Genomic DNA, 26,348 nt, shown 5'->3' with positions numbered 1-26,348 from the left:
ATAGGTTGTGCCACTTCATCCCATTGATCTAATGGGTTGATCCCATTATAAAAAGCCCGCCAATCCGTGCCATATATCCCCATAGCTTAATAGCTAAGTTTTTATGACTATCTAAGCTATGCCTAAAATCTTAGTTAGGGTTTAACGTCCCTTAAAAAAGCAAACTCCGTTATGAAATTTAGCGTTGTCGCCTGTTTTCCCTCGCTCGCCGCGCTTCACTGTTCAGCTTGCCATTTTAAACGCTGTCACTTTCGCTATCTGTGCCTACGACCTTGGTCCATAGTTCTTCAATGTAGTTAGCCCAGGTCTGCATGGCGGCGCACCGTTGTTCAAGTAATGCAGAGCGCATGTAAGTGGCTCCTAGCGCCCCAGGCATGCGGTGGCCAAGGCACATCTCCAGGACGATAGGGTCGAGGTGCAGGATTTCATGGCCCAGGCTGCGGAACGTGGATCTGAACCCGTGGCTGGTGATGGTGCCGCGTTCGTATCCCAGCCCTGTGCGTATACGTACCAGCAACGTGTCGCCGGAGATTGGTCGGCCGAAGCGGCCAGAGGATGGAAAGACCCAGCCTGCGTGCTCGACACTTTCACTGGCGGCGGTTTTACCGAAGGGCGGGGCGGCAGTGGCTCCTTTCCTGCCTAGCCATAAACTGTGCTCTCGCAATGCGCCCAGTTGGGCGACAGCTTGCGTCGGCAAGGGGACGATATGCGGTTGACCGGTCTTGGGCACCACGTAGCGCCATTCAGCTTTGTCGAGGTCTACCTGTTCCCATTTCATATCAGTGAGTTCGGCGGGGCGCACCGGCAGCATCACCAGCAGCCACAGCGCCGATATCACTGGATCGTTGTACGCCACGAAGTTGTTCAGTCGGCGCAGGAATTCGGCCAGGTCGTCCGGGGTTTCCAAGGCGGCGTGGTGTTTCGTCTTGTGCTTCTTCAGTAATCCTTCGCGCCCTATGGCGACGTTCTGGCTGACCAGTTCGTGGTCCATGGCATGGCCAAGGATCATGCGCAACAGAGTCAGCGAATGGCGGGCCATGGTGGGGGAGGCGGTCAAGCGCTCCAGGATCGTTCTGACGTGGTGGACAGCGATTTCGGTGACCGGCACATTGCCCACGACGGGGAGTAGGTGGTTTTTCAGCACGCCTTGATGCCCGGATAGGGTTTTGGGGGCCAGGTGCGAGTTGTGCTCCAGCCACTGCTCGGCAACCTTCTTGAATGTATTTGCCTCCTTGGTTCGTTGTTCTTCTCGTTTGGCTGCTTTCATCTTTAAGGGGTGAATGCCCTCGGCAACGGCAGTCCGCGCTTCCTGTGCCAGTTCGCGGGCTTTGGCGATGCTGATGTCTGGATAGGCACCGATGGAAAACGATCCCTCTTCGCCATTCAGCGAGAACTTGAGTCTCCACAGTTGCGAAGTGCTGCTAACTTTCAAGAACAAACCTTTGATACTTCCTTCAGAATACTTTCCAGGCTTTTCAAGCTCTTTAATAATGGCCGCGATGTTCTCGTCGCTATCGGCCTTGCGTTTGGTTGTGGAGGGGGCTTGTGGCATTGGGGTATCCGGTGGGGGTTTCGGCGATGGATACCCCTAAAGTACCCCAAAATTTTCTAGCAAGCTACGAGAAAAAGGGGTATGTTGAGCACATGTGAAGAGGAAAACCCCAGCGTTTACTGGTATCTCGACGTAGAATGTCGAAATCGAAAACGATGTCAGGACTTCATAATCAAGTCCCATGCGAGCTCAAATAAAGCGCGCACCATAGCTCAGATACTTGAACGGACGCATGAACTGACCGAGCTGTAGCGGCAATATAGGAGAAATCCTACAGATAAAGAAGAATGGGACTACGTGTTAACTAGGTTTCTTATTAGGAAAGCTGAAAAGGCCTAATGTTTTGGTGTACTTAAAAAGGAAATTTCTTGTAAGTTTTTCGCTGTGTATTTGTCGGATTTCATATGTGTTTTTTCGATAGTGATGCCGAGGTCAATAAGCCTCTAAATTCAAATTGTTTCAATGGTTTTATCAAGTAACCCAATAACGGAAGCCCGTGTTCAATGGCCGTTTTTTCAAGTTCATCCAGTTCAGACGTCGTCAGGCTACTCAGAATGATTGCCTGTCTGATCAGCCCTCGCTGGCTGGCGAACCGGACCAGATCGAGTCCCGTCAGATCGGGCAGGCATTGATCGCATAAAAGGATGTCGAACGGTTGATCGGCCTCGAGCATTTGCTGCATGGCGCCTTTGGCGCTGTCGGTGGTAGTCAGTCGGGTGAAGCCATAACTTTCCAGCAGGTATTGAGTGGCTATTAGTTGGAAGGGGTGGTCTTCCACCACGAGGATGCATAGATCGTTTTCGGCCATGGGGAGCACTTCATCTGTCGAACAGAAGGGAGGGCGATTGTTTCGCGAGAGTACCGGGCAAGCGATCAGTTTGCTCGCCATGTGCTGTAGGGCGATTCGACGAAACTTGAGTGCTGTTGGATGTTGAAGGGGGGATCAGCCATAACGAATGCCGTAATGGCTGATCAATCGATACACCTCAGTGGCTGGCGCGGCCGGTCATTTCCAAGGCCATGTCACTGGCATAGCTGTCGGTCATGCCGGCGATGAAATCAATCATGCGCAAAAACGAAGTGTGCAACGGGCCGTGAGGATCGGGTGCATTGTTACCCAGCAGGTCAAGGATGCGGCGGCTCTTGAATGACGGGGTCCGACCGTTGTGCTGCTCCAGTGCTGCACCGCAAAAGGCGTTGAGCAGGATTTCCAGCGTGGTGTAGGCGCCGATCTCGTGCAGGGTCTTGCGCTTGTCCTGGAAGATCTTCTTGCGGGCCATGTCCTTGGCATTCAGCACGCAACGCTTGGCGGGACCGTGCATGTGTTCCACCAGATCGCCGGGTAGTGTACCGGCCAGCAGCGCCTCCTGTTGCTCGACGAAGGCGCGGGCCGCGGCATTGGTCAAGTGCTCGATGGCTTTGCCGCGCAGGATCGCCAGTTTGCGTCGGCGCGAATCGCCGGGACCGAGCTGGCGGTAGGTCTCCGGCAAGTCATCGCCCACCAGTCCCAGCAGCAGGGACTCGACTTCGGCGTATTCCAGCAACTCCATTTCCAGGCCGTCTTCCAGGTCGATCAGCGCATAGCAGATGTCGTCGGCGGCCTCCATCAGGTACACCAGCGGATGCCGCGCCCAGCGTTGGTCCTCCAGTTGTGGCAGGCCGAGTTTATGGGCGATCTGTTCCAGCAGCGGCAGCTCGCTCTGATAACACCCGAACTTGTGTTTCTTGTATCCCAGCGAGTCGGCGTGCCTGGCCGTCCATGGATACTTCAGGTACGTGCCCAGCGTTGCATACGTCAGTCGGGTGCCGCCGTCGAACTGGTGATACTCCAGTTGAGTGAGTACCCGAAAGCCTTGGGCATTGCCTTCGAAATTCAGGAAGTCATTGCGCTCGGCTTCACTCATTGCATCCAGCCAGCCACGGCCGGCGGCTTGCTGGAACCAGTGACGGATCGCGTCTTCACCGGAATGGCCGAAAGGCGGGTTGCCGATGTCGTGTGCCAGGCAAGCCGATTGCACCACCATCCCCAAGTCGCTGGGTTCGCACCAGTCGGGCAGGGTGCTGCGGATGGTTTCGCCGACCCGCATGCCCAGTGAGCGACCCACGCAACTGACTTCCAGTGAATGGGTCAGGCGCGTATGAATGTGATCATTGCTGGACACCGGATGGACCTGGGTCTTGCGCCCGAGGCGACGAAAAGCCCCCGAGAAAATGATGCGGTCGTGGTCTTTGTGAAAAGGGCTGCGGCCGAGTTCTTCAGGGCTGTGCAGAGGTTTTCCGAGGCGTTCGCGGGTAAGCAGGGTGTGCCAATCCAAGGCGGGTCTCTCCGTCAGGTGACTGATGGCCTAGCTTCCCGTTTCGCGCCATGACCTGCAAGCGGAACTGCAATCCCGGCGGCGTCGATATCGAGGCCTCCTTGCAAGAACTTTTTTTGGAGGGTGCCTGTCGACCGGGTAGGCGCACAGGATGCGCCCCTCGATAGAGGGGCGCATCCCGTCGACATTGCATGAATGTAGCCAGAAAGAAACGGATCAGTCTTTGCGCGAAGAGCCCTGCATGATCAGTTTGATCAGAGGCCCCAGTGTGGTGCCAAGGCGGATCAGCCGGGTCAGGCTGCTGAGGCCATCCCCGTTTTTTGCACCCTTGCCGGTCAGAAAGCCCAGCAAGGTGACGGCGGCCACGCCCCAGAGTGGAGCGTGCTTGATGCCGAAACCGTCCTGCAGGTTTCGCGTCATCCCGCGCACCCGTTGCAAGGGTTGCAGCAGTTGCGCGGACTCGTGGCGGATTTCCTGACGATGCATTTCCATGCGCAGGCGGATCAGGGCCTTGCGCATTTCCGCGCGTGAGCTGTTTTGTGGCAGTTCAGGCAGGCTCATGGCAGCAGGCGCTCCCGATCGTTGGCCAGCTCTTCCAGGGTGCCATGGAAGGGCGAGGACTCATCGAAAATCGCCGCTCTCAAGCGCATTCCACAGAATATGGCGGCGAGGGAGTAGAACACGCAGAGCCCGATGATGGCGGTCAGGCGATACGTGTCCCAGAACACGATAAGCACCAGCGTCGACAACCCTACCAACAGCAGCAATGCAAACACCAAGGCCAGGCCGGCAAATAGCAACAGGCTGACGGTGCGGGCTTTTTGTTCCTGCAACTCGATGCCGAACAGTTCGACATGGCTGTGCAGCAACCCAACGAAGGCAGCACCCAGGCGCCGCGATGAGGAGCTGGTTCCCGTCACGGACGGGCCGGATTCGCCGATCGACATATCAGCGCCGGCTGGCCAGCAGGCCGATCAGGAAGCCCACGCCGGCCGCGATCCCGACGGATTGCCAAGGGTTGGCCTGGACATAGTCTTCCGTGGCGGTGACAGCAGCCTTGCCGTGTTCGCGCAGGGAGTCTTCAGTCAGTTTCAGGGTTTCACGGGCACGCAAGAGACTTTCGTGGATCTGCTCGCGCAACTCGTCGGCCTGATCGCCGGCCAGGGTCGCGGTGTGCTCCAGCAAGCGTTCGGTGTCACTGACCAGTGTCTGAAAGTCGTTCATCAGGATTTCTTGAGCAGTCTTTGCCTGGGGGCGGGCCATGGTGGATCTCCTTAAGTGGCGTTCTGATGCGTTCGAGTATGAGCCTTCGGCGAAGGTTCAGTACAAATGACTGGTACAACTTTTGCTGAGTCGTGGTGCGCCGGTCCGCACCATTGCGCTATTGCCGGGCATGATTTCAGTAAAACCGTAGGACCAACAATCAAAAACTCGCGTAAACGTCCGGGGCGCGTTTTTCCTGGGCGGCGTCCGTGCGCCAAAGTGGTTCAACGGGATCAGTACGCTGATGCCTTGAAGCTGCAACTTGGTGCATGGGCAGTCATCGCGAACTGCTTTGGTGCTTTTTTCTGCCATAAGGTCTGCCCATCCCATGGAAAATCTGCAAAGCGCTGTGGACACCCTGGTCCATAGCTCCAACACGCTGTTCATACTGATCGGCGCGGTCATGGTTCTGGCCATGCACGCCGGTTTTGCCTTTCTCGAAGTCGGAACCGTGCGACAGAAAAACCAGGTCAATGCGTTGTCGAAAATCCTCAGCGACTTCGCTGTTTCGACACTGGCCTACTTCTTTATAGGCTATTGGATTTCGTATGGCGTGACGTTCATGCAGCCAGCGGCCGTGCTCAATGCCGACCATGGCTATGGACTGGTGAAGTTTTTCTTCCTGCTGACCTTTGCCGCGGCGATCCCGGCGATCATTTCCGGAGGGATCGCCGAGCGCGCCCGGTTTGTCCCCCAGCTGTGTGCAACCGCGTTGATCGTCGCGTTCATCTATCCGTTCTTCGAAGGCATTGTCTGGAACGGCAACCTGGGGTTGCAAGCCTGGTTGCTGGAGCGCTTTGGCGCCGGTTTCCATGATTTCGCAGGCTCGGTGGTGGTGCATGCCATGGGCGGTTGGCTGGCACTGGCGGCGGTGCTGTTACTCGGGCCGCGCAATGGCCGCTATCGCGACGGTCGGCTGGTCGCGTTCGCGCCATCGAGTATCCCGTTTCTGGCGTTGGGCTCGTGGATCCTGATTGTCGGCTGGTTCGGCTTCAACGTCATGAGCGCACAAACCCTTCAAGGTGTCAGCGGACTGGTGGCGGTGAACTCGTTGATGGCCATGGTTGGCGGTACGGTGGCGGCACTGATTGTCGGGCGCAACGACCCCGGCTTTCTACATAACGGCCCGTTGGCGGGGCTCGTGGCAATCTGTGCCGGTTCCGACCTGATGCATCCTGTGGGGGCGCTGGTCACCGGTGCCGTCGCGGGGGCGCTGTTTGTCTGGTGCTTTACCGCGGCCCAAGGCAAATGGCGCATCGACGATGTGTTGGGTGTGTGGCCGTTGCATGGCTTGTGTGGCGTGTGGGGCGGCATCGCCTGCGGCATTTTCGGCCAGAGCGCCTTGGGCGGGCTGGGCGGGGTCAGCCTGATCAGCCAGTTGATCGGCACTGCGCTGGGTATCGCTGTGGCTCTGGCTGGCGGGTTTGTGGTGTATGGCGTGATCAAGGCGTTGCATGGATTGCGCCTGAGCCAGGAAGAGGAGTATTACGGCGCGGACCTGTCGATCCACAAGATTGGCGCCGTGAGCCAGGACTGACTCGGGTCTCCTTGTCGTCGGTGGCATCAGGGCAGGGGCCGCAATGGCTCGACGGTTTTTCGGGGCAGGCCTAGAATGGTCACTTAATTTTCTGGTTGAGCGCTCATGCCTCCCGAATGTCAGCTGTTCGGCACCCTTGGATGCCATCTCTGTGAAGTAGCCGAAGCCATGTTGATGGAGTTCGTCGAGCGCGGCCTACTGGTGGAATTGGTGGATATCGCCGACGATGAAACGTGGTTCGCCGCTTACAGCCTGCGTATTCCGGTGTTGCGGCGAGTCGATACCGGTGCTGAACTGGGCTGGCCGTTCAGTGCCGATCAGGTGGTGGCGTTCCTGGGTTAAACAGTTTTTGCGCTGGCGGTATCTCCCGCCTGTCGAACTTTGCGATTGATCCCCTTGGCTTATTCGGTGTTGATCGGATACTGTATGCGTATACAGTTATTCGCGGTGCCTGTCTTGCCGGTCCTGATTTTCGGGAGTGAGCAGGCAAGCCCGGGCGTCAGAGGGATGAATCGTGGTCAATGTCGAACAGTTGAAGAACAGCGTGAACCGGATGTCCGCAGACGTCGTGCGCGAGGCTGTCCTTGAGTTGCGTCTGGATGGTCTGGTGACCGAGGGGAAAACACCCTTCAACAAAACGCATTTCAATACCTGTTTCGCAGAAATCGAAGCCTTGTTTCAACGCGCGGGTTATCACCGGCAACTCGATGTCGTGGGTTATCAGGGACTGTTGTACGCCCTGTACGACCCCGCTCGCTGGGAGGCGGTCGATGTACTGCGCTGGCTCAAAGAGTACACCGAAGCGGCGGCGCACACACAGATCCCGGCTTGAGGAATCTTAGGGGGCGTTTTCAATTAGTTTTCACGCCGGGAAAACTAATTGAGAACGCCCCCTAGGTTCATTCCCCTTGCTGTTGGATAATGCCGCTCTGCACTGAGGTTAGAGCTTTCGTATGTCCACTTCTTCTTTTTCCGCGGCACACAGCCAGGCCAGTACGCTCTACTTGCCACCTGGCCCGTGGCAGACCGTTGTCGATTGCCTGTGTGAGCATTTCAGCGCTATCGGTCGTGAACAATGGCTGGACAGAATCGCCCGTGGTCGGGTCCTTGATGGGCAGGGTATGCCGATTGCCCTCGATCTGGCCTACCGGGAAGGTTTGCGGATTCATTATTTTCGCGAAGTGCCGGATGAAAAGCCGATCCCGGTGATCGAGTCGATCCTGTACGCGGACGAGCATCTGGTGGTGGCCGACAAGCCACACTTCCTGCCCGTGACGCCGGCTGGCGAGTACGTCGAACAGACGCTGCTCAGGCGCTTGATCCGGCGCCTGGACAATCCGCACCTGGTGCCATTGCATCGCATAGACCGGCACACCGCGGGGCTGGTGCTGTTTTCCGCCAATCCGCAGACTCGTTCGGCTTATCAGTCGTTGTTTCCAACCCGGCAAATCGAAAAGCGCTACGAGGCCATCGCAAAGGCGTTGCCTGACCTTGCTTTCCCGTTGGTGCATAAAAGCCGACTGGTCGATGGCGAACCGTTCTTCCGCATGCAGGAGGGCCCGGGAGCCAGCAACACCGAGACTGCAGTCGACGTCAGGGAAAAACAGGGGGATCTCTGGCGTTATGGTCTTTACCCGGTGACGGGCAAGAAACATCAGCTGCGGGTACATATGGCAGCGTTGGGCGCAGGTATCTGCAACGACCCGTTTTACCCCGAGGTGCTCAAGGATGCGCAGGATGACTACGCGAATCCTTTGAAACTGCTGGCTCAGGGGCTGAAATTTATCGATCCGGTCACAGGCCAGGCGCGAGAGTTCGAGAGTGAAATCACCCTGCAATGGTGATCAGGAAGCGATCCTGACGCGCTGTTCTCCAGGCATGAAAAAGCCCGCATCAAGCGGGCTTTTCTGTATCCGGTGGCACCAGGATTACAGCTCTTTGACGGTACGAACCTGATCTTTGTTGATGCGGGTCTGTTTGCCATCGAGCTGTTCGAATTCGTAGAAACCGGAATCCTTGTCGAATTGTGGCGTGTCGACGGCCTGGATTTCGCGACCGTCATTCAAGGTGATCACTGTAGGCGATGCGCAACCGGCGAGGGTGGCGAGGCCGAGTGCGAGCATGAAAGTGGCGAGGGTCCGTTGAGTCATGAGTTGTGTCTCCGAATAAGAATTCTTTGGTTGCTGAGCTTGAGACGTGTAGCGTCCGCGCAAGTTCCTGATCATTGTCAGTCTGACACAGTGTCATGACCGCTTAAAAGTTCCGGTGTGTTGAGGTTGGCCAGCCGAGGGTCTTTGTCGGGGCATTGCAGCGCGGTTGCGCCGAGCTTGCGCATCAACCGGCCAGGGCTGCGCTCACCTTCGTTCCAGGCATTTTCAAAAGCTGCCCTGTGTAGAACAGGAATCACGCACAACAACGGTTCCCAGTGGTCATCATGTCGAACCATCAGCGGCTTGTCCGGATGCAGGTTGGCGGTCTCGCGCATATTGTCGATCAGCGCCGCATCAATGCCCGGAACGTCACAGGGCAAGACCAGCAGATGGCTATGGCGAGCCGCTTTCAGGCCTGCGCGAATACCGGCCAGCGGCCCGGGGAAGTCACCTTCATCATCGTGGACTAACTGGTCGGCGTAGGGTGCGTACTTCTCAAGGTTGCGATTGCAGGAGATGATCAGGTCATCGCTCAGCGGACGGGTCTTGCGATGCAGATGCGCAATCAGCGGTTCGCCATGCCAGTCCAGCAACCCTTTGTCCCGACCACCCATACGTTGGCCGCGGCCGCCCGCCAGGAGCAGAATGGAGCAGGGTGGCAATTGTGAATTCGTGGTCATGGCAGGCCTCCATGGGGGCGGCGAAAAAACGGAGCGCTGTGATATAACACCGGGCTGTTTCTCCTACAACTGGACGAGCCTATGAAAGCCAAGGCTGATGTACCTTTCGCACCGCTCAATATTGCAGTGCTGACTGTCAGCGATACCCGCACACTGGAAACCGACACCTCAGGTCAGGTCTTTGTCGACGGCTTGACCGCTGCCGGTCATTACCTGGCAGCCCGGGTGTTGCTCAAAGATGACCTCTACAAAATTCGCGCGCAAGTCGCCAACTGGATTGCCGACGATGTCGTGCAGGTGGTGCTGATCACCGGCGGCACCGGTTTTACCGGGCGTGATAGCACGCCGGAAGCCGTCGGCTGCCTGCTGGACAAACAGGTCGATGGATTTGGTGAGCTGTTCCGCCAGATCTCGGTTGCCGATATCGGCACCTCGACCGTTCAGTCCCGGGCGTTGGCCGGTCTGGCCAATGGCACGCTGGTTTGCTGCTTGCCGGGCTCGACCAATGCCGTGCGCACCGGTTGGCACGGCATATTGGCCGAGCAGCTGGATTCGCGGCATCGCCCGTGCAATTTCGTGCCTCATTTGAAACAGGCAGCGCCTTGTGAATCCCGTGGGTAAGCCTGGCAAGGCTGGCAGTCTGATGCCTGTCGAGCAGGCGTTGGCGCGCTTGCTGGAAATGGCCGAGGCTTCGAGGATTGTCGAGCGCGAACGCTTGCCGTTGGCGCAGGTACAGGGGCGTGTACTGGCTGAAGATCTGGTGTCGACGCTTGATCTGCCGCCCTGGCCCAACAGTGCCATGGACGGTTATGCCTTGCGCATGGCTGACTGGACGGGAGAGCCGTTGGTGGTCAGTCAGAAGGTGTTTGCCGGCCAGGCACCCGATCCGTTGCAGCCAGGAACCTGTGCGCGCATTTTCACCGGGGCGCCTGTTCCCGCCGGTGCCGATTGCGTCGAGATGCAGGAGAACGCCGAGGTTCAGGCCGATGAGCGAGTACGTTTCACTGAAGCCTTGACCCAAGGTCGGAACATCCGTCCGCAAGGCCAGGAAACCACCGTCGGCGAGTTGATTCTGCCAGCAGGTACGCAACTGGGGCCGATCGAGCAAGGATTGGCTGCTTCCTTGGGATGCGCTGAGTTGGAGGTGGTTCGCAAGGTGCGTGTGGCGGTGCTGTCAACCGGTGACGAATTGATTGAGCCGGGGCAGACGCTGGGGCCGGGACAGATCTACAACAGCAACCGGGTGTTGTTGTGTAGCTGGCTGCAGCGTTTGGGTTGTGAGGTCGTCGACGCGGGAATTCTGCCGGACAATCTGGAAACCACTCGCTCCCGATTGGGTGAGTTGAAGGATGTCGACCTGATCCTCTCGACCGGTGGCGTATCGGTAGGGGAGGCTGATTTTCTGGGCATCGCCTTGCGCGAAGAGGGCGAACTGACGTTGTGGAAACTCGCCATCAAGCCGGGTAAACCGCTGACGTTCGGGCATTTTCGCGGTGTACCTGTGATTGGCTTGCCGGGCAATCCTGCATCGACCCTCGTGACCTTTGCCTTGTTGACCAGGCCCTATCTCTTGCGCCGTCAGGGTGTAAAAGAAGTTGAGCCGCTGAAGGTGCAGGTGCCGGCAGGGTTTGACTGGCTCCAACCCGGCAACCGGCGTGAGTATTTGCGCGCACGGCTGGAAAACGGCAGGGCGACGATCTACAAAAACCAGAGTTCCGGTGTGCTTCGCAGCGCTGCCTGGGCTGATGGACTGGTAGAAGTCCTGGAAGGTCGCACGCTGGTTCAGGGCGAAAGCGTTTACTTCATTCCGTTGAGCGAAGTCCTGAGCTGATAGCTACAACGGCTTAGTCACACAAGACCCGGTTGATTGAACCGGGTCTTGTGTGGATGGCAACTCAATGCGCCAGAAGCAATGAAATAACCTGCTCGAAACGGCTGTTGGCGATCCAGCCAAGGAGGCCGAGGATTACGGCTGTTCCGCCGGCTGAATAGGCAAGCCTGTGTTTGATGGATTTGACGTCACCCCGGACTTCGTCCATGTCCCTGCGTATGTGCTTGAGGTGTGTTTCCAGCTCGGTGACGCGAGGTTCCATATCGACTTCTCCCGTGGTTTTTGTGCTGTTGCTGCATTCAGCTCGATGGCCTGCAGTTTTATTATCTGTGAGCGGCAAGACCGAAATGGCCGGTGATGCAAGGTTTTGGCATTGCATGGCACGTCCTTGTGATGTCCTGCAGCCCAAGGTCTACCAATTCAGATTTGTGGTCAATTGAGCCGATTCCTCACGTTTTGTAAGAAAAATCCTGCTGTGTAGGGATCAAATCCTTCCGACTGGAAATAATTCGATTTCTTGCGACTTTTGACGGGGGGGGCTTCTGGCGTCGACAGCATGTTTATTCGTGCGCGCCTGCCCTGGAGGGGGACAACCTGTGGTTCTCGGTGCGGCCAGTGGCGTTACTCGTGCATCTGCCTGACGATTCGCCGCTGTTACGTGCCGCTGAAGTGCCTAGTCATCAAGGCTGATGATTTGTTCACGCACGGCAAACAGCACCAGGCCGGCCACATCGTAGATCTGCAGGCGCTTCATGATCTGCGACCGGTGGGTTTCGACGGTCTTGACGCTCAGCCCCAGGCCGTTGGCGATCTCTCGGGTGGATTTTCCGCGAACGATCAACCGCAGGATTTCCAGCTGACGTGCCGTCAGGTTGTGCGAGTCGGCAGGTTCTGGCTGGTGTTTCTGGTTTCGGGTCAGCGCCTGAGTGATCACCGTGTGGGCAATAGCTGGGCTCAAATAGCGCTCGTTGTTGCGCAACGCCTCCAGTGCTTGTTCGAGCTCAGTCGCCGTGGTGTCCTTGAGCAGGTAGCCATGGGCTCCGGACTCCAGCGCCTGCATGATCAGGGCCGGGTCGGTGTGCATCGAGAGGATCAGGACCTTGCTCTGCGGGCGCACTCGCTTGAGCTGCTGCAAGGCTTCGAGGCCGCCGGTCTGGCGCATCGAAATATCCAGCAGGACAATATCCGGGGACAGATGCTCGACCATTTCCAGCAACTGTGAGCCGTCACTGGCCTCACCGATGACGGCATAGCCGGGCAGATCCATTACCAGGGCGCGCACGCCAGCCCTGATCAGCGAGTGGTCATCCACCAGTAGTAAATTACAAGTCAATGCATAACCTTATTCGAACTGGCCCGTTCGAGCGCACGGGGCGCCCAGGGAAAAAGAGCTTCGATTTGAGTGCCTTTGCCCGGCTCGCTGGTAACGCTCAATGTGCCGCCCAGTTGATCGATCCGTTCCGACATCCCGGCCATACCGCGCTGCCCTTCACGAACAGGGTCTGTTGCGGGCGCAAAGCCCTGGCCATCATCGCTGATCTGCAACTTCAGGCCTTGGGGCAGGCGCTGCAGGCACACCAGCAGATTTTTGGCCTGGGCATGTCGCAGGATGTTGGTGACCGCTTCCTGGGTGATACGGAAAGCGGCCACGGCCATTTCCTCCGGTATGCCGGTCAGGCGCTGCTGGCATTCCAGGCTCCAGTGCACCGGGGTGTTGGCCAGGGTCTTGAGCAGGTGTGCCCGCAGACTGGCTTCCAGCCCAAGGCTGGTCAACTGCCGGGGATTGAGAATGGCGGATACGTCACGAACTTTGGCCAGGGTTTCTTCCAGCGTGTCGCAGAGGACCGAGCATTGTTCCTGGAGTTCTTCGGGCATCCGGCGTTTGAGCCAGTCACTTTGCAGTTTTGCGGCGGTCAGCAATTGACCGATGTCGTCATGCAGTTCCCGGCTCAGCCGGTGACGCTCGTTTTCCTGAACCTGCAACAGCCGGTCAGCCAGTTCCTGAGGCTGGAACTTGATGGATTTGCGCGAGAGGCAGTACTGCACGGCAACACTGGTCAGCGTCGCAACGCTGAGCACCAGCAACGACAGGGGCAACGGAATGGACAAGCCATAAACCAGTAGGCTGCCGAGGGTCGAGCAGGCGCATAGCAACAGCGTGAATGTGCGTGCATATGCTCGGGAAGGTGGCCACATGGCGATTGACTTGAGGCTGGCGTGCATAGCGGATGGAGCCAATGGATGTTCGCTGCGGGCTGACCGGTCATGCTGGCTGACAGGCCCCTGTTTTTAATGTGGAGCGCCGACTTCAACGGGATGTACTTTTTGTTGGAGAGTTCAGCTCCGAACTGGAGCGAGCTGTATCCGGCTGAATTCACACTGCCATTAATTGGCGTCAACTAACAGGCGGCATAGTAGCACTTAAGATACCGTTGGTCGCGTCCGTATGTATGTCCGGAAAGTCAGGAATCCACTCGTCTGGACGACGCTTCCATAATGGAACAAGTTGATTGTTGCCGTCGCAAAATGCCAATTGCCCCAGGGTTTTGTTGTTGATACCAGGCAATGACCTGGTCAAGACAGGCGCGCAATTGTCGATGGGCAATAGTGGTTGTTAATAGATGTCGCTTATAGCTATGAAGTATCCAATTGCGACATGTGCGCACTCAAGTTACAGCGCGGCATTAATAGTCTAAACACGCTATACGGCATGGTTTGGCAAGTTCAGGCCTGTCGTTCCGAATAGGATACGAGGGTGAACGGCCTGGAATTGACCGGTGGTCGAAATCGGCTTTGCCCGACCTGAAAGGCAAAGGCTTCGATCAGGGTGACCTGCTCGCTGTCGTCGAGACTGAGCTGTCCGGTGGTCTGGTCGATGAGTTCGAGTTGCCAGGCAATCAGGGTCAGGCAGTCTTTCAGGGCACTCAGCGCCTCGTCGTGCAGGCTCATGGTGTTCTGGGCGTGGTTCAGCAGGCCATGAATATGCAGAGAAAATTCAGACACGGCCGCCAACGCCAGGGCATCGGCCTTGTTGGCCAGCTTGAGCAGTATGCTGAGCATGCAGTCGATGGCGTCCTTGTCATTGCTGATCAACTGCAGATGACTCAGGCATTCCTCGGTTTTAGCCAGGAGTGTTTCAGCTTCGACGAGAAACTCGGGGAGCCGCTGGGCCCACTCTTTACGGTCGTTCGGCATACTTATCTCCACAACGTCATTTCAAATGAGGGGATATCGTGTGTGTCGACGAGGGCGGTCGGGACCCCGGCATTGCCGAGTCGTCGGGTGAACGAGCTGCGGCTGGCCCGGAGGCAGGCTGGGGAACACGAGAGGGTGGTTGGCCACTTACTTGCGATCGCACACAAAAGCCTGACTCCGTTCATGCAATGAGAATGGCGTCACATTAATGGCTATTGGATATTGCGAATATCAGGTTGCACCTGATTGTTGATAGGGGAATCCCTTACGCAGGGGAACCTTTCGCGCGAACCATGGTCGCGTGACGCAGAAGTGCAGCAGATGGAATCACAGTGCTAGTAAAGCATGATGTTAATATGACATCAATGCCCGGGCATGGCATTTTGGAGAGGGTCAAGCTTCGGCAAAAACAGCCGATAACCTTCTTTAAGTGAATTCATCCGAACAAGACCAGGAGTCATTGATGGCCGGCATTCTCGACACGGTAGACCAACGCACGCAATTGGTGGGTGAGAATCGCCTGGAAATTCTCATGTTCCGGCTCGCCGGACGGCAATTGTTCGCGATCAACGTCTTTAAAGTGCAGGAAGTCCTGCAGTTGCCAAAGTTGACGCTGATGCCGCAGCGCCATCCTTTTGTGTGCGGCGTGGTCAACCTGCGTGGCCAGACCCTGCCGGTAATCGACCTGTCCCAGGCCATTGGCATGCGCCCGTTGGTGCCGGGGCCTGGCAGCACGATTATCGTCACCGAGTACAACCGTTCGGTTCAGGCCTTCCTGGTCGGTGGCGTGGACCGGATCGTCAACATGAACTGGGAAGCCATTCTGCCGCCCCCGAGCAGCGCCGGCCGCCAGCACTACCTGACGGCCATCAGCAAGGTCGATGATCAACTGGTGGAAATCATCGACGTCGAAAAGGTCCTGGCCGAAATCGTCCCGTACAACGCCAAGGTCTCCCGCGACAAGCTCGAGGATCCGGTGCTGGAACGCGCCCGTGGCCGAGAGGTGCTGCTGGTGGATGACTCGAACGTGGCCCTGGCGCAATTGCGCGATACCCTCGGACAGCTCGGCGTGAAGATGCACATCGCCAGCGACGGGTTGAAGGCCTTGAACATGCTCAAGGCCTGGGCTGATACCGGCGTGGACATGACCGAAAAACTGCTGATGGTCTTCACCGATGCGGAAATGCCGGAAATGGATGGCTATCGCCTGACCACCGAAATCCGCAACGACCCGCGACTGCGCGGCTTGTACGTGGTGCTGCACACTTCGCTGTCCGGCAGCTTCAACGACTCGATGGTGAAAAAGGTCGGCTGCGACAATTTCCTCTCCAAGTTCCAGCCGGACAAACTTGTCGACGTGGTGCGCCAGCGCCTGATGCTTGACGAAGTGCCGGCCTAAGCGGGTCTGCACAACTGTGGGAGCAGGTTTGCGGTGTCTGATCGTCAGCCTTTGATTCAGTCACCAAGCTCGTATAGGGTGGCGTTTTAACCTACCAGGGAGCTGGCCATGTTGCGTCTGAGCGCGCTGTATCGTTATCCGTTGAAGTCCGCCAAGGGCGAGACCTTGCAAGCGATCGGTCTCGATAAACTCGGGCTGGACGGCGATCGACGCTGGATGCTGGTGGATGAGGCCAGTGGACGCTTCCTGACCCAGCGTGCGGTGGCGCAGATGAGCCAGTTGTCGGCGCTGTGGAATGCCGAGGGTGGCTTGACCCTTAGCGCGCCCGGCCATTCGCCGATCGACATTGCCTTGCCTGGTAACGATGCAGAGTTGCGTGGAGTGACGATCTGGCGCGATACCTTGCGAGTCCCCGATGCAGGCGATGAAGCAGGGGCCTGGGTCAGCCAGTTCATCGGCAAACCGACACGCCTGGTGCAGGTGCCGCTGGATCGGGCGCGGATGACGGAGGCTGGCTACGGCAAGGATGACGATCAGGTGGCGTTCGCCGATGGCTATCCGCTGTTGTTGATTGGTCAGGCCTCTCTCGAGGATTTGTCGCAACGGGTCGGGCGTCCGTTGGAGATGCTGCGTTTCCGGCCGAACCTGGTGATTGAAGGCAGTGCAGCGTTCGCCGAGGACGGCTGGAAGCGTATCCGTATCGGCGAGGTCGAGTTCCGCGTGGTCAAGTCCTGTTCACGCTGCATCCTGACCACCATCGACCCGCAAACCGGGGAGCGCAGCGACGACCGCGAACCGTTGGCCACCTTGCAGAAATACCGTTCCCAGGCGGACGGCGCAATGTTCGGCCAGAACCTGGTCAACGACGGCAACGGTCGACTGGAAGTCGACATGCCGGTGGAGATCCTCGAGTAATTTTGCGCAGAATAAAAAATGCCCGTGTCGAAAAACACGGGCATTTTTGATTGCGGTGAAGCCCCGCGGTTTAGCCGCGGTATTCGCACAGGTAAGCGGTGTCGACGGCGACTTTCAGCTGAAACTTGCTGTTGGCCGGCACGTTGAACTGGCTGCCGGCGGCGAAGGTTTCCCAGTCGCTGCTGTCTGGCAGTTTGACGGTCAATGCGCCGCTGACCACGTGCATGATTTCACGCTGGCTGGTGCCGAATTCGTAGGCGCCCGGAGCCATGACGCCGATGGTCGCCGGACCTTCTGCGGTGCCAAAGGCGATCGACTTGACGGTGCCGTCGAAGTACTCGTTGACTTTAAACATGGGCGATTCCTCGAAAAGGGCTAAAAAGGGCCGGCCAGTATGCACAAGGCCCTTGGCGTCGTCACCTGTCTAAAGCGGCAGAACCAGCGGCAGCAGGCGTGCGGTATTGCGCGCATCTTCCAGCGCCCGGTGTTGTTGGCCGTTGAACTGCAAGCCGGCCAGTTGCAACGCGCCGTTTAATCCCCGCGGGCGCTCCAGTCGTCGGGCCTTGGCAAAACGCTGTTTGAGGTTCATGTGCGGCACGTTGGCCAGCATGCTGGCGAGTCCCAGCTGCTGCCAATCCTGAAGCAGTTGTTTGCGATCGTAATCGCCCCAACTGGCCCAGCCCTCAAGTCGCGTGTGATGTTGGCCGAGCCAGCGTTCAAACGCCGGCCAGACTTCGCCCAGCGGTTGTGCGATATCAATATTGGCTTGGGTGATGTGCGTCAGCTCGCGGCAAAACGGCGTCAGCAACGGCCGCCGCACGGGGCGGACGAAGCGCTGGAACTGGTCCAGTTCACGCCCCTTGCGGTCCACCAGGGTGGCGCCGATTTCAATGATTTCCATATCCGTTACGGGCCAACCCCCTTCATCGGTGGTGGCCTCCAGATCAATGACCAGCCAGTGAGGCATTGCAGGTTTCCTGGTATCCGCGTCCTGTAGGGTTTGAGCGTAGCCAAACCCGGCGGTTCCGCCTAGCGGCTTATTCGACCTCCAACAGTATCTGCCGGTTTTTCACCTGATCCCCGACTTTGACTTGCAAGCGTTTGAGTACACCGTCGATGCCCGACTTCAATGGATGCTCCATTTTCATCGCCTCCAGTACCACCAGCAGTTGGCCCTTGGTCACCTGGCTGCCTTCGTTGACCAGGACGTCAACAATCGCCCCGTCCATCGGTGCCTTGAGGGTGCCGGAGCTGACACTGGCCTGGCCGGTGACCTGCGCCTGAGTGCGATCCACGAACTGCAGGCTACCCGGCCGGGTAAATAGCCAGAGACGCCCGGCCTCCAGGCGATAAGCGTGGCGTTGGCGAACGCCTTCGATTTCGAGGGTGGCCCAGCGTCCGTCGCTGTGGATGATCTTCAGTTCGAGGCTGCGCTCGGCGACCTGAACGCGCATAGGCTGGCCCGGGATCGCCTGCAACGCCACCGGCCAGTCCTGATCTTCAAGGCCGATGCGATAGTGCAGCGGCACGCTGGCGTTGTTGCGCCAACCGCAAAGTAGGGCCGGGTGAGCCTGTGCTGCAGCCTGATAGAACAGGGCGGCGGCGATGGCCAAGTGGTGCGCGCTTGGGGTTTCGGAATGCAGGCAGGCGTGGTCGGCGAAATGCTGCGGGATGAAACCGGTACTGAAATCACCGCTGGCGAACTGCGGGTGCTCCAGCAGGCTGGCAAGCAGGCGTTGATTGCTTTGCAGCCCCAGCAGCACGCTGTCTTGTACCGCCCGCAGCAATTTGCGCCGGGCTTCTTCGCGGGTGGCACCGTGGGCGATGAGTTTGCCGAGCATCGGGTCGTAGAAGGGACTGATGAGCTGGCCTTCGATCAGGCCGTGGTCGATACGCACGCCGTCTTGCAATGCCGGTTCCCAGGCCACGACGAGACCGGTTTGCGGCAGGAAAGCCTGGGTCGGGTCTTCGGCATACAGGCGTACTTCCATGGCATGGCCCTTGAGTTGCACCTGTTCCTGGCGCAAGGGCAGCGGTTGCCCTTCGGCGATGCTCAACTGCCAGGCCACCAGGTCCAGCCCGGTGATCAGTTCGGTCACCGGGTGCTCCACTTGCAGTCGGGTGTTCATCTCCAGGAAATAAAACTGCCCGCGCGCATCCAGCAAAAACTCCACGGTGCCCGCGCCGACGTACTTCACCGCTCGTCCGGCCTTGAGCGCCGCTTCGCCCATGGCCTGGCGCAGCTCAGCGGTCATCACCGGGCAGGGTGCTTCCTCGATGACTTTCTGATGCCGGCGCTGCACCGAACAATCACGTTCGCCGAGGTAAATCAGGTTGCCATGCCGGTCACCGAACAACTGGATCTCGACGTGACGGGGTTCGACCAGTGCCTGTTCGAGAATCAGTTCACCGCTGCCAAAACCGTTCAGGGCTTCGGAGCGCGCGGTGCGAATCTGTTCCAGCAAGTCGCTGGCGTTGTGCACCAGGCGCATGCCGCGTCCACCGCCGCCAGCGCTGGCCTTGATCATCAGCGGATAGCCGATGCGCTCGGCCTCGCGGCTCAGGGTGGCATCGTCCTGCCCGGCGCCTTGATAACCGTTGATGCACGGCACGCCGGCTTCGATCATGGCGATCTTCGACAGGCGCTTGCTGCCCATCAGTTCGATGGCCTCGGGGCTGGGGCCGATAAAGGTGATGCCGGCATCCCGGCAGGCAAGGGCAAACCCGGCGTTTTCCGAGAGGAAACCGTAGCCCGGATGGATCGCATCCGCGCCCGTGCGCCGGGCTGCGTCGAGGATGGCCTGGATGTTCAAATAAGACTGTTGCACCGGGGCCGGGCCGATGTTGACTGCCTCGTCGGCCATCCGCACGTGCAGTGCATCGGCGTCGGCGTCGCTGAACACGGCGACCGTGCGATAGCCCAGCGCCTGGGCCGTGCGCTGTATGCGACAGGCGATTTCGCCGCGGTTGGCGATGAGGATTTTTTTGAGTCCGGGCATGGGTTGTTCCCTTGGGGTTTGCGGTGAATGTGATGGCCTCTTCGCGGGCAAGCCCGCTCCCACAGGGGAATGCATTTCAAATGTGGGAGCGAGCCTGCTCGCGAAGCTTTTAAATGGCCCACCCCGGTTTGCGTTTTTGCACGAAGGCCATCGTTCCCTCGACGCCTTCGGCTCCGGTCACCGCTTCGCTGAACCATTGAGCCGCTTGATCCAGCAGGGCATCCGACGGTTGTCCGGCACTGGCCAGCAAGAGTTTCTTGGTCGCCGCATTCGCCCCCGGCGCGCAACACAACACATGCGCCAACACCTCATCGAGACGTTCGGCCAGGGCCTGCGGATCATGCTCGACAAAATGGACCAGCCCCATGCGTCGCGCCTGGGTACCGTCGAAACGCGCGGCCGTCAGGGCCAGGCGCCGGGCCTGGGTCAAGCCGATGCGTTGCACCACGAACGGCGCGATCTGCGCAGGCAACAGGCCGAGGCTGGTTTCCGGCAGGCCGAATTGCGCCTGGTGATCGGCCAGGGCGATATCGCTGACGCAGGCCAGGCCGAGACCGCCGCCGAGCACCGCCCCCTGCAGCACCGTGATCACCACTTGCGGTGCGTGTTGCACCTCTTGCAATAGCGCGCCGAACACCCGGTTCAGATCCCTGTGCGCAGTTGGGCCTTGAGCGCGGGCGTTGGCCATGTCCTTGAGGTCGCCGCCAGCACAGAAGTGCCCACCGACGCCGCCGATCACCAGTGCGCGAACCCCTGGTTTATCGCGTACCGCGGCCAGCACCGAGCGCAACTCGGCGACCATCTGCAAGCTCATCGCATTGCGGCATTCCGGGCGGTTGAGGGTGATGTGCAACACGCCGTTGTGCAGTTCCAGCAGCAAGGTCTGACAAACCGGCAGGTTGTTCATTTCTTTTTCCCCGGCAGAATGCCCATCAGTTTGCAGATGATCCCCAGCATGATTTCGTCGGCGCCGCCGCCGATCGACACCAGCCGTACATCGCGGTAAGCCCGGGCCACCGGGTTGTCCCACATGAAGCCCATGCCGCCCCAGTATTGCAGGCAACTGTCACTGACTTCGCGACCCAGCCGCCCGGCCTTGAGCTTGGCCATGGAGGCCAGGCGCGTGACGTCCTGGCCTTTGACGTATTGCTCGGTGGCCTGATAGACCAGCGCCCGCAGGCATTCGATTTCGGTTTGCAGTTCCGCCAGGCGGAAGTGGATCACCTGATTGTCGATCAGCGCATTGCCGAAGGTTTTGCGCTCCTTGCAGTATTCGATGGTGCTGTCGACACAGTACTCCAGGCCTTTGATCATGTTGGCCGCACCGAACAGGCGTTCCTCCTGGAACTGCAGCATCTGCATCATGAACCCCGCGCCTTCATGACCGATGCGGTTGCGCTGCGGTACGCGCACGTTGTCGAAAAACACCTGAGCGGTTTCCGAGCTGCGCATGCCGAGCTTGTCCAGGTGCGAGCTGAGGCTGATGCCCGGCGTGCTCATCGGCACCATGATCAGTGACTTGTTGATGTGCGGTTTGTCGTCCGAGGTGTTGGCCAGCAGGCAGATGAAGTCGGCGCTCGGCGAGTTGGTGATCCACATTTTGCTGCCGTTGATCACATAGTCATCGCCGTCCTTGCGCGCGGTGGTTTTCAGCCCGGCGACGTCAGAGCCGGCGCCGACTTCGGAGACGCCGATGCAGCCGACCTGCTCACCGCTGATGGCCGGGCGCAGGAATTCCTCGCGCAGTTCATCGGAACCGAATCGGGCCAGCGCCGGGGTGCACATGTCGGTCTGCACGCCGATGGACATCGGAATGCCGCCGCAATGAATGGTGCCGAACTCTTCGGCGGCGACGATCGAATAGCTGTAGTCGAGCCCCATGCCGCCGAATTTTTCCGGTTTGGAAATGCCCAGCAAACCGAGGTCGCCGGCCTTGCGGAAGATTTCGTGGATGGGGAAGCGCCCGGCCTTTTCCCATTCCTCGACGTGCGGGTTGATCTCGTGCTCGACGAACTGGCGAACGGTGCGGCGCAGTGCTTCGTGTTCCTGGGTGAAGATCATTTTTATTGTTCTCCTTGAGCGGGCCTAGAGTCGGGCTATGCCAAAACTGTTGGCTTGCAATGGCCGCACCTCGGCCTCGTGACAGATGTCCAGCAAGTAACCCAACAAAGTCCGGGTATCGCGCGGGTCGATCAAACCGTCGTCCCAGAGGTTGGCGCTGCCGTAGAGTGCCGTGGACTGGCTGTCGAGTTTCTGCGCGGTGACCTGTTCGAGCATGTCGAGCATTTTCGGGTCGGGCACCAGCCCGTCCTTGGCCTGTTTGGCCTCGGTGACGATGCGCAGTACCTTGCCCGCTTGCGCACCACCCATCACGGCGGTGCGGCTGTTGGGCCAGGCGAAGATGAAACGCGGGTCGAGGCCGCGACCGCACATTGCATAGTTGCCGGCGCCGTAGGAGCCACCGACGACGATGGTCAGCTTCGGCACCCGGGCGTTGGCCACCGCTTGAATCATCTTCGCGCCATGCTTGATCACGCCTTGCTGTTCCGATTCGGTGCCGACCATGAACCCGGTGGTGTTGTGGAAAAACAGCAGCGGCGTCTGGCTCTGGTCGCACAGCTGGATGAACTGGGCCGCCTTGCTCGCACCTTTTGGCGTGATCGGGCCGTTGTTGCCGATGAAGCCACAGGCGCGGCCCTGAATTTTCAGATGACCGCACACAGTCTGCTGATCGAACTCGCCCTTGAATTCAAGAAAGTTCGAAGCGTCGGCCAGACGGGCGATGATTTCGCGCACGTCGTAGGGCTTTTTCGGATCATCCGGGATCAGGCCCAGCAGTTCGTCGATGGGGTAGAGCGGTTCCTCCCAGCGACGTTCGGGTAGTGGAGGCAACTGCTCGTTCCACGGCAACAGGCTGACGATCTCGCGTACCTGTCGCACGCCGTCAGCGTCGTTTTCAGCCAGGTATTCGGCGGTGCCGGCGGTTTGTGCGTGCATCTCGGCGCCGCCCAGTTCTTCATCGGTGGCGACCTCACCAGTGGCGGCCTTGAGCAATGGCGGGCCGGCGAGAAACAGCTTGGCCTTGCCGCGTACCACCACCACGTAATCCGACAAACCCGGTTGATAGGCGCCACCCGCCGTGGCCGAGCCGTGCACCACGGTGATCTGCGGCAACCCCATGGCCGACATCCGCGCCTGATTGGCAAAGCTGCGCGCGCCTTCGACGAAAATCTCCGCCGCATAATTGAGGTTGGCACCGCCGCTTTCGGCGAGGGTGATCACCGGCAGTTTGTTTTCCATGGCGATCTGTTGCAGGCGCAGGGATTTCTTCAAGCCGCTGGGGGAGATGGTCCCGCCCCTGATCGCGCTGTTGTTGGCGACTACCAGCACACGCACGCCAGACACGTAGCCGATCCCGGCGATCAAACCACCACCGGCGGAGCTGCCATCCTTGTCGTCGTGCAGCTTGTAGCCGGCCAGGCTCGCCAGTTCGAGAAACGGTGCGCCGGGGTCCAGCAGCAGATTGAGGCGCTCGCGAGGCAGCAATTGGCTGCGTTTTTCGAACTTCGGCTTGGCTTCGGCAGCCTTGTTCAGCAGGTTCTGTTCGAGCACGCGAACTTGCTCGATGGCGCTCAGCATCGCTGCACGGTTCCGGGCGAACGGCTCGCTGTGGGGATCGAGTAACGACTGAATCACGGGCATGGGTTATTCCTTGTCCTTCAATACTTCTGGTATGTAGGCGCGGTGGAAACCGTTGTACGACTCGCTGTTGGTCGCCTTGTGGATCGGCCAGGCGCGCCCGCCGAGGCTGGCGGCGCCGTCGATGCGCAAGGTACTGCCGCTGACAAACGCCGCTGCGGGGCTGAGCAGGAAAACAATCGCCGCGCTGACTTCCGATTCGGTGCCGATGCGCTTGAGCGGCACGTGTTCGCGCAGGGTCGGGATCGCAGCCTTGAAGGCGCCTTCGTAGGTGTCCATGCCGCTGGAGGCAATCCAGCCTGGCGCCACGGCGTTGACCCGCACCCCGGCATGACCCCATTCGTACGCGGCGGTCTTGGTCAGGTTGTCCATGCCCGAACGTGCCGCGCCGGAGTGGCCCATACCGGGCATGCCGCCCCACATGTCGGCGAGCATGTTGACGATGGCGCCGCCGTGCTGGCTCATGGACTGGTTGAACACTTCCCGGGCCATCAGGAAACCGCCCACCAGATTGGTGCGCATCACCGTTTCGAAACCCTTCTGATTGATCGAGGCCAGGGGCGACGGGTACTGCCCGCCCGCATTGTTGACCAGGCCATGAATGGGGCCATGCTTGCGGATCAGTTCGCTGACCAGGTGCTGCACCGACTCTTCCTCGCGGATGTCGCAAACCGCCCAGTCGGCCTTGCCGCCGTCGTCGGCGATCTCCGCTGCAACGGTTTTGAGCTTGTCGGCCTTGCGCCCGACCAGCAGCACATGGGCGCCGAGGGCCGCCAGTTCATGGGCGGTGCAGCGGCCGATGCCACTGCCGCCACCGGTGACGATGATGTTTTGGCCGGCAAACAAATCGGCTTTGAAAATCGAATCGTAGGCCATGGTGGCAATCCTCTAGTTGAACTGGTCGGCGATGCGCTGCGGCACCGGGATCTGGATTTCCAGCAGTTGCTGGGCGAAGGCCTTGCCTTGCGGATCGATGCGCAGGCTGGCGACACCGCCGCCGCCGAGGGCGTTTTCCAGCAGGAAATTCAGGCTGTGGCTGGCGGGCAAGTACCAGCGTTCGACCCGCCCGTGGATTGGATCGAGGACGTGGCCCATCCAGTCGACGATCACTTCCGGGGTCAAGGCTTCGGCAATCCATGGCAGGAATTCGGGCGCGCGGGCCATGACGCCGATGTTGCTGTGGTTGCCCTTGTCGCCAGAGCGGGCGACCGCCAGTTTGACCAGGGCCACGCTGGCGTCGGCCAGGCCAACCGGTTTCGGCGGGGCGAGCGGGGCTGGCAGGTCCAGCGGGTCGAGCACATCGAGGGCGGGCAGGGCACACGGGTGGCGCTGGCCCATGCAATCAATGTCCAGCGTGCAGGCGGTTTTGTCGATCAGGAACGAGAACAGCCGGATCAGCGGATACACCGTCGGCCGGCCACCGACAATGCCGGTCAGCCCTGGCGCCATGCCGGTGGCGGCCTGGGCGATTTCCCGGGAGAACACGATCAATGCCTGCTTGTCCGGATGGCGCACCGCGAGTTTGATCACCACTTCGCGGCTGTCCTGACGCTGGCCATGGGGGCCGTAGGTGGCCTCGCTGCCCAGCAACTCGATATTCACGTCGCTGTACTGTGCCCAGCCGCGCTGGCGGAACATTTCCGAGGTCTTGTTGATGATCGCCGCGCTGACTCGCCGCGCCTTGTCGACGGCATCGATGCCGGCGATCAGGCAACTGGCGGTGCAGCGGAAACCATCGGGGTACGTGGCGCTGACCTTGTATTGAGCGGTCGGCGGCAGGCCTTTGGCGCCGTGCACCTGCACCGCGTTCCTGCCTTGTTGCAGCAATTTGACCTGAGTGAAATCGCACACCACGTCGGGCAGCAGATACGCACGTGGGTCACCGATTTCATACAGCATCTGTTCGCCCACCGTCAGCGGCGTGACCAGCCCGCCGGTACCTTCGGGTTTGCTGACGATAAACTGGCTGTCGGCGCTGACTTCGACGATGGGAAATCCGATGTGTTCGTAGTCGGGGACGTCGCGCCAGTCGGTGAAGTTGCCGCCCGTGCACTGGGCGCCGCATTCGATGATGTGCCCGGCCAATGCCGCCTGGGCGAGCTTGTCGTAGTCGTGCCACGACCAGCCGAACTCATGCACCAGCGCGGCGCTGACCACCGCACTGTCGACCACGCGCCCGGTGATCACGATGTCCGCCCCCAGGCGTAGGGCTTCGACGATACCGGGTGCACCGAGGTAGGCATTGGTCGAGACGCACATCGATGGCAGGGGCGCGCCGCTGAACATTTCATGAATGCCCAGGTTGCCCAGCTGTTTGAATTGCGGCTGCAGGTCATCACCCAGCAGCACGGCGATCTTCAGCGCCACCCCGGCCTTGTCGCAGGCCGCTTGCAGGGCGGCGGCGCAGGCTTGGGGATTGACCCCGCCAGCATTACTGATGACCCGGATGTTTTGCTGCGCGAGCTGCGGTAGCAAGGGCGCGAGCACTTCGATGAAGTCGCCCGCATAGCCGGCCCGGGGATCTTTCATCCGTGCGCCGGCCATGATCGACAGAGTGATTTCCGCCAGGTAATCGAAGACCAGATAGTCCAGATGCCCGTGTTCCACCAGTTGCGCGGCAGCGGTCGAGGTATCGCCCCAGAAGGCGCTGGCGCAACCGATGCGAATTGTTATAGGCGCAGTCCATTCCATAGCCACCTCCAACCGAAGTGCGTCGACATTACCAAGCAAGCGCTTGGTTTGTAAATGACTTGATTTTCTTCTGCCCAAGCGCTTGCTTGGTTGCATCCATGCGCTTAAATTGCCCGCGCAAC

Annotated in this window: 28 protein-coding genes; 8 read left to right on the top strand and 20 right to left on the bottom strand. The window is 59.4% G+C overall.

The genetic code is table 11. The features are described from left to right. Positions 1-235: 235 nt before the first annotated feature. From WHX55_RS22595 to WHX55_RS22570, 6 genes are all read right to left on the bottom strand, one after another. The gene (locus WHX55_RS22595) at positions 236-1,552 is read right to left on the bottom strand and encodes an integrase arm-type DNA-binding domain-containing protein (RefSeq protein WP_353741358.1); all 1,317 of its coding nucleotides are present in this window, start codon (positions 1,550-1,552) and stop codon (positions 236-238) included. Positions 1,553-1,952: 400 nt separating this feature from the next. Beyond that, positions 1,953-2,360, bottom strand: coding sequence for a response regulator (locus WHX55_RS22590; protein ID WP_150726306.1), 408 nt, complete (start codon positions 2,358-2,360; stop codon positions 1,953-1,955). A 178-nt stretch (positions 2,361-2,538) separates the two neighbouring features. After that, positions 2,539-3,867 (bottom strand): deoxyguanosinetriphosphate triphosphohydrolase, encoded by a 1,329-nt coding sequence (locus tag WHX55_RS22585; RefSeq protein WP_150726307.1) that lies wholly within the window; start codon positions 3,865-3,867, stop codon positions 2,539-2,541. A gap of 216 nt (positions 3,868-4,083) precedes the next feature. Beyond that, positions 4,084-4,428 carry a hypothetical protein gene (locus WHX55_RS22580; RefSeq protein WP_150759475.1) on the bottom strand — a complete coding sequence of 115 codons (345 nt, stop codon included), beginning with the start codon at positions 4,426-4,428 and terminating at the stop codon, positions 4,084-4,086. Continuing rightward, a complete protein-coding gene (locus WHX55_RS22575; RefSeq protein WP_150759474.1) occupies positions 4,425-4,814 on the bottom strand; it encodes a phage holin family protein in 390 nt (129 codons plus the stop codon). Before WHX55_RS22575 ends, WHX55_RS22580 begins: the two co-directional genes overlap by 4 nt. Before the next feature lies 1 nt (position 4,815). Beyond that, positions 4,816-5,130 carry a YqjD family protein gene (locus WHX55_RS22570; protein ID WP_008049105.1) on the bottom strand — a complete coding sequence of 105 codons (315 nt, stop codon included), beginning with the start codon at positions 5,128-5,130 and terminating at the stop codon, positions 4,816-4,818. 328 nt (positions 5,131-5,458) lie between these two features. Here WHX55_RS22570 and WHX55_RS22565 point away from each other — a divergent pair, with 328 nt between their 5' ends. The 4 genes from WHX55_RS22565 (at position 5,459) to WHX55_RS22550 (ending at position 8,511) form a co-directional block, all read left to right on the top strand. Further along, complete coding sequence (locus tag WHX55_RS22565; RefSeq protein WP_150759473.1) at positions 5,459-6,667, top strand: ammonium transporter; 1,209 nt, start codon at positions 5,459-5,461, stop codon at positions 6,665-6,667. A 105-nt stretch (positions 6,668-6,772) separates the two neighbouring features. Next, the gene (locus tag WHX55_RS22560; protein WP_150759472.1) at positions 6,773-7,009 is read left to right on the top strand and encodes a glutaredoxin family protein; all 237 of its coding nucleotides are present in this window, start codon (positions 6,773-6,775) and stop codon (positions 7,007-7,009) included. Positions 7,010-7,181: 172 nt separating this feature from the next. Further along, a complete protein-coding gene (locus WHX55_RS22555) occupies positions 7,182-7,499 on the top strand; it encodes a transcriptional regulator (protein WP_150759471.1) in 318 nt (105 codons plus the stop codon). 121 nt (positions 7,500-7,620) lie between these two features. Further along, positions 7,621-8,511, top strand: a complete 891-nt coding sequence (locus WHX55_RS22550; RefSeq protein ID WP_353741357.1) for a pseudouridine synthase — start codon at positions 7,621-7,623, stop codon at positions 8,509-8,511. 84 nt (positions 8,512-8,595) lie between these two features. Here the strand turns inward: WHX55_RS22550 and WHX55_RS22545 are convergent, their stop codons facing one another. Then, positions 8,596-8,817, bottom strand: a complete 222-nt coding sequence (locus tag WHX55_RS22545) for a YgdI/YgdR family lipoprotein (RefSeq protein WP_007994800.1) — start codon at positions 8,815-8,817, stop codon at positions 8,596-8,598. Positions 8,818-8,894: 77 nt separating this feature from the next. Further along, on the bottom strand, positions 8,895-9,497 hold the full coding sequence (gene mobA, locus WHX55_RS22540) for a molybdenum cofactor guanylyltransferase MobA (protein WP_151215066.1): 603 nt from the start codon (positions 9,495-9,497) through the stop codon (positions 8,895-8,897). Positions 9,498-9,578: 81 nt separating this feature from the next. On the opposite strand from mobA, the gene moaB reads away from it, so the two are divergent. Next, positions 9,579-10,118, top strand: coding sequence for a molybdenum cofactor biosynthesis protein B (moaB, locus tag WHX55_RS22535; protein ID WP_150755993.1), 540 nt, complete (start codon positions 9,579-9,581; stop codon positions 10,116-10,118). After that, positions 10,102-11,328, top strand: coding sequence for a gephyrin-like molybdotransferase Glp (gene glp, locus WHX55_RS22530; protein ID WP_150726324.1), 1,227 nt, complete (start codon positions 10,102-10,104; stop codon positions 11,326-11,328). Before moaB ends, glp begins: the two co-directional genes overlap by 17 nt. A 64-nt stretch (positions 11,329-11,392) precedes the next feature. On the opposite strand, the gene WHX55_RS22525 is transcribed toward glp, so the two are convergent. The 4 genes from WHX55_RS22525 to WHX55_RS22510 form a co-directional block, all read right to left on the bottom strand. Then, positions 11,393-11,707 carry a hypothetical protein gene (locus WHX55_RS22525; RefSeq protein ID WP_224789162.1) on the bottom strand — a complete coding sequence of 105 codons (315 nt, stop codon included), beginning with the start codon at positions 11,705-11,707 and terminating at the stop codon, positions 11,393-11,395. A 294-nt stretch (positions 11,708-12,001) separates the two neighbouring features. Next, the gene (locus tag WHX55_RS22520; protein WP_150759469.1) at positions 12,002-12,661 is read right to left on the bottom strand and encodes a response regulator transcription factor; all 660 of its coding nucleotides are present in this window, start codon (positions 12,659-12,661) and stop codon (positions 12,002-12,004) included. After that, entirely contained in the window at positions 12,658-13,551 is an 894-nt protein-coding gene (locus WHX55_RS22515; RefSeq protein WP_150726372.1) for a sensor histidine kinase, read from the bottom strand. The genes WHX55_RS22520 and WHX55_RS22515 overlap by 4 nt, the downstream gene beginning before the upstream one ends. A gap of 501 nt (positions 13,552-14,052) precedes the next feature. Continuing rightward, positions 14,053-14,523 carry a hypothetical protein gene (locus WHX55_RS22510; RefSeq protein ID WP_150726326.1) on the bottom strand — a complete coding sequence of 157 codons (471 nt, stop codon included), beginning with the start codon at positions 14,521-14,523 and terminating at the stop codon, positions 14,053-14,055. A gap of 463 nt (positions 14,524-14,986) precedes the next feature. Between WHX55_RS22510 and WHX55_RS22505 the strand changes: the two genes are divergently transcribed. Together WHX55_RS22505 and WHX55_RS22500 are read left to right on the top strand one after the other, a co-directional pair. After that, positions 14,987-15,922: a chemotaxis protein CheV gene (locus WHX55_RS22505; RefSeq protein WP_007973464.1), complete on the top strand. Its 936-nt coding sequence runs from the start codon at positions 14,987-14,989 to the stop codon at positions 15,920-15,922. A gap of 108 nt (positions 15,923-16,030) precedes the next feature. After that, positions 16,031-16,837 (top strand): MOSC domain-containing protein, encoded by an 807-nt coding sequence (locus WHX55_RS22500; RefSeq protein ID WP_353741356.1) that lies wholly within the window; start codon positions 16,031-16,033, stop codon positions 16,835-16,837. Positions 16,838-16,907: 70 nt separating this feature from the next. Here WHX55_RS22500 and WHX55_RS22495 read toward each other — a convergent pair whose 3' ends face one another. From WHX55_RS22495 to WHX55_RS22460, 8 genes are all read right to left on the bottom strand, one after another. Beyond that, positions 16,908-17,192: a pyrimidine/purine nucleoside phosphorylase gene (locus WHX55_RS22495; RefSeq protein ID WP_353741355.1), complete on the bottom strand. Its 285-nt coding sequence runs from the start codon at positions 17,190-17,192 to the stop codon at positions 16,908-16,910. Between the two features lie 69 nt (positions 17,193-17,261). Then, positions 17,262-17,804: an exonuclease domain-containing protein gene (locus WHX55_RS22490; RefSeq protein ID WP_353741354.1), complete on the bottom strand. Its 543-nt coding sequence runs from the start codon at positions 17,802-17,804 to the stop codon at positions 17,262-17,264. Between the two features lie 70 nt (positions 17,805-17,874). Next, positions 17,875-19,836 (bottom strand): acetyl/propionyl/methylcrotonyl-CoA carboxylase subunit alpha, encoded by a 1,962-nt coding sequence (locus tag WHX55_RS22485; protein ID WP_353741353.1) that lies wholly within the window; start codon positions 19,834-19,836, stop codon positions 17,875-17,877. Positions 19,837-19,945: 109 nt separating this feature from the next. Continuing rightward, positions 19,946-20,743 (bottom strand): enoyl-CoA hydratase-related protein, encoded by a 798-nt coding sequence (locus WHX55_RS22480; RefSeq protein WP_353741352.1) that lies wholly within the window; start codon positions 20,741-20,743, stop codon positions 19,946-19,948. After that, on the bottom strand, positions 20,740-21,897 hold the full coding sequence (gene atuD / locus WHX55_RS22475; RefSeq protein WP_150726333.1) for a citronellyl-CoA dehydrogenase: 1,158 nt from the start codon (positions 21,895-21,897) through the stop codon (positions 20,740-20,742). The genes WHX55_RS22480 and atuD overlap by 4 nt, the downstream gene beginning before the upstream one ends. Before the next feature lie 24 nt (positions 21,898-21,921). Continuing rightward, on the bottom strand, positions 21,922-23,538 hold the full coding sequence (gene atuC, locus WHX55_RS22470) for a geranyl-CoA carboxylase subunit beta (protein WP_353741351.1): 1,617 nt from the start codon (positions 23,536-23,538) through the stop codon (positions 21,922-21,924). Between the two features lie 3 nt (positions 23,539-23,541). Beyond that, entirely contained in the window at positions 23,542-24,411 is an 870-nt protein-coding gene (locus WHX55_RS22465; RefSeq protein WP_150759464.1) for an SDR family oxidoreductase, read from the bottom strand. 12 nt (positions 24,412-24,423) lie between these two features. Beyond that, entirely contained in the window at positions 24,424-26,226 is a 1,803-nt protein-coding gene (locus tag WHX55_RS22460; RefSeq protein WP_353741350.1) for an acyclic terpene utilization AtuA family protein, read from the bottom strand. Between the last annotated feature and the right edge of the window lie 122 nt (positions 26,227-26,348).

This window comes from Pseudomonas fluorescens (assembly GCF_040448305.1).
Classification (GTDB): Bacteria; Pseudomonadota; Gammaproteobacteria; order Pseudomonadales; family Pseudomonadaceae; genus Aquipseudomonas; species Aquipseudomonas fluorescens_BH.
The sequence above is the reverse complement of the archived record's forward strand: the minus strand, read 5'-3'. Positions and strand labels throughout refer to the sequence as shown.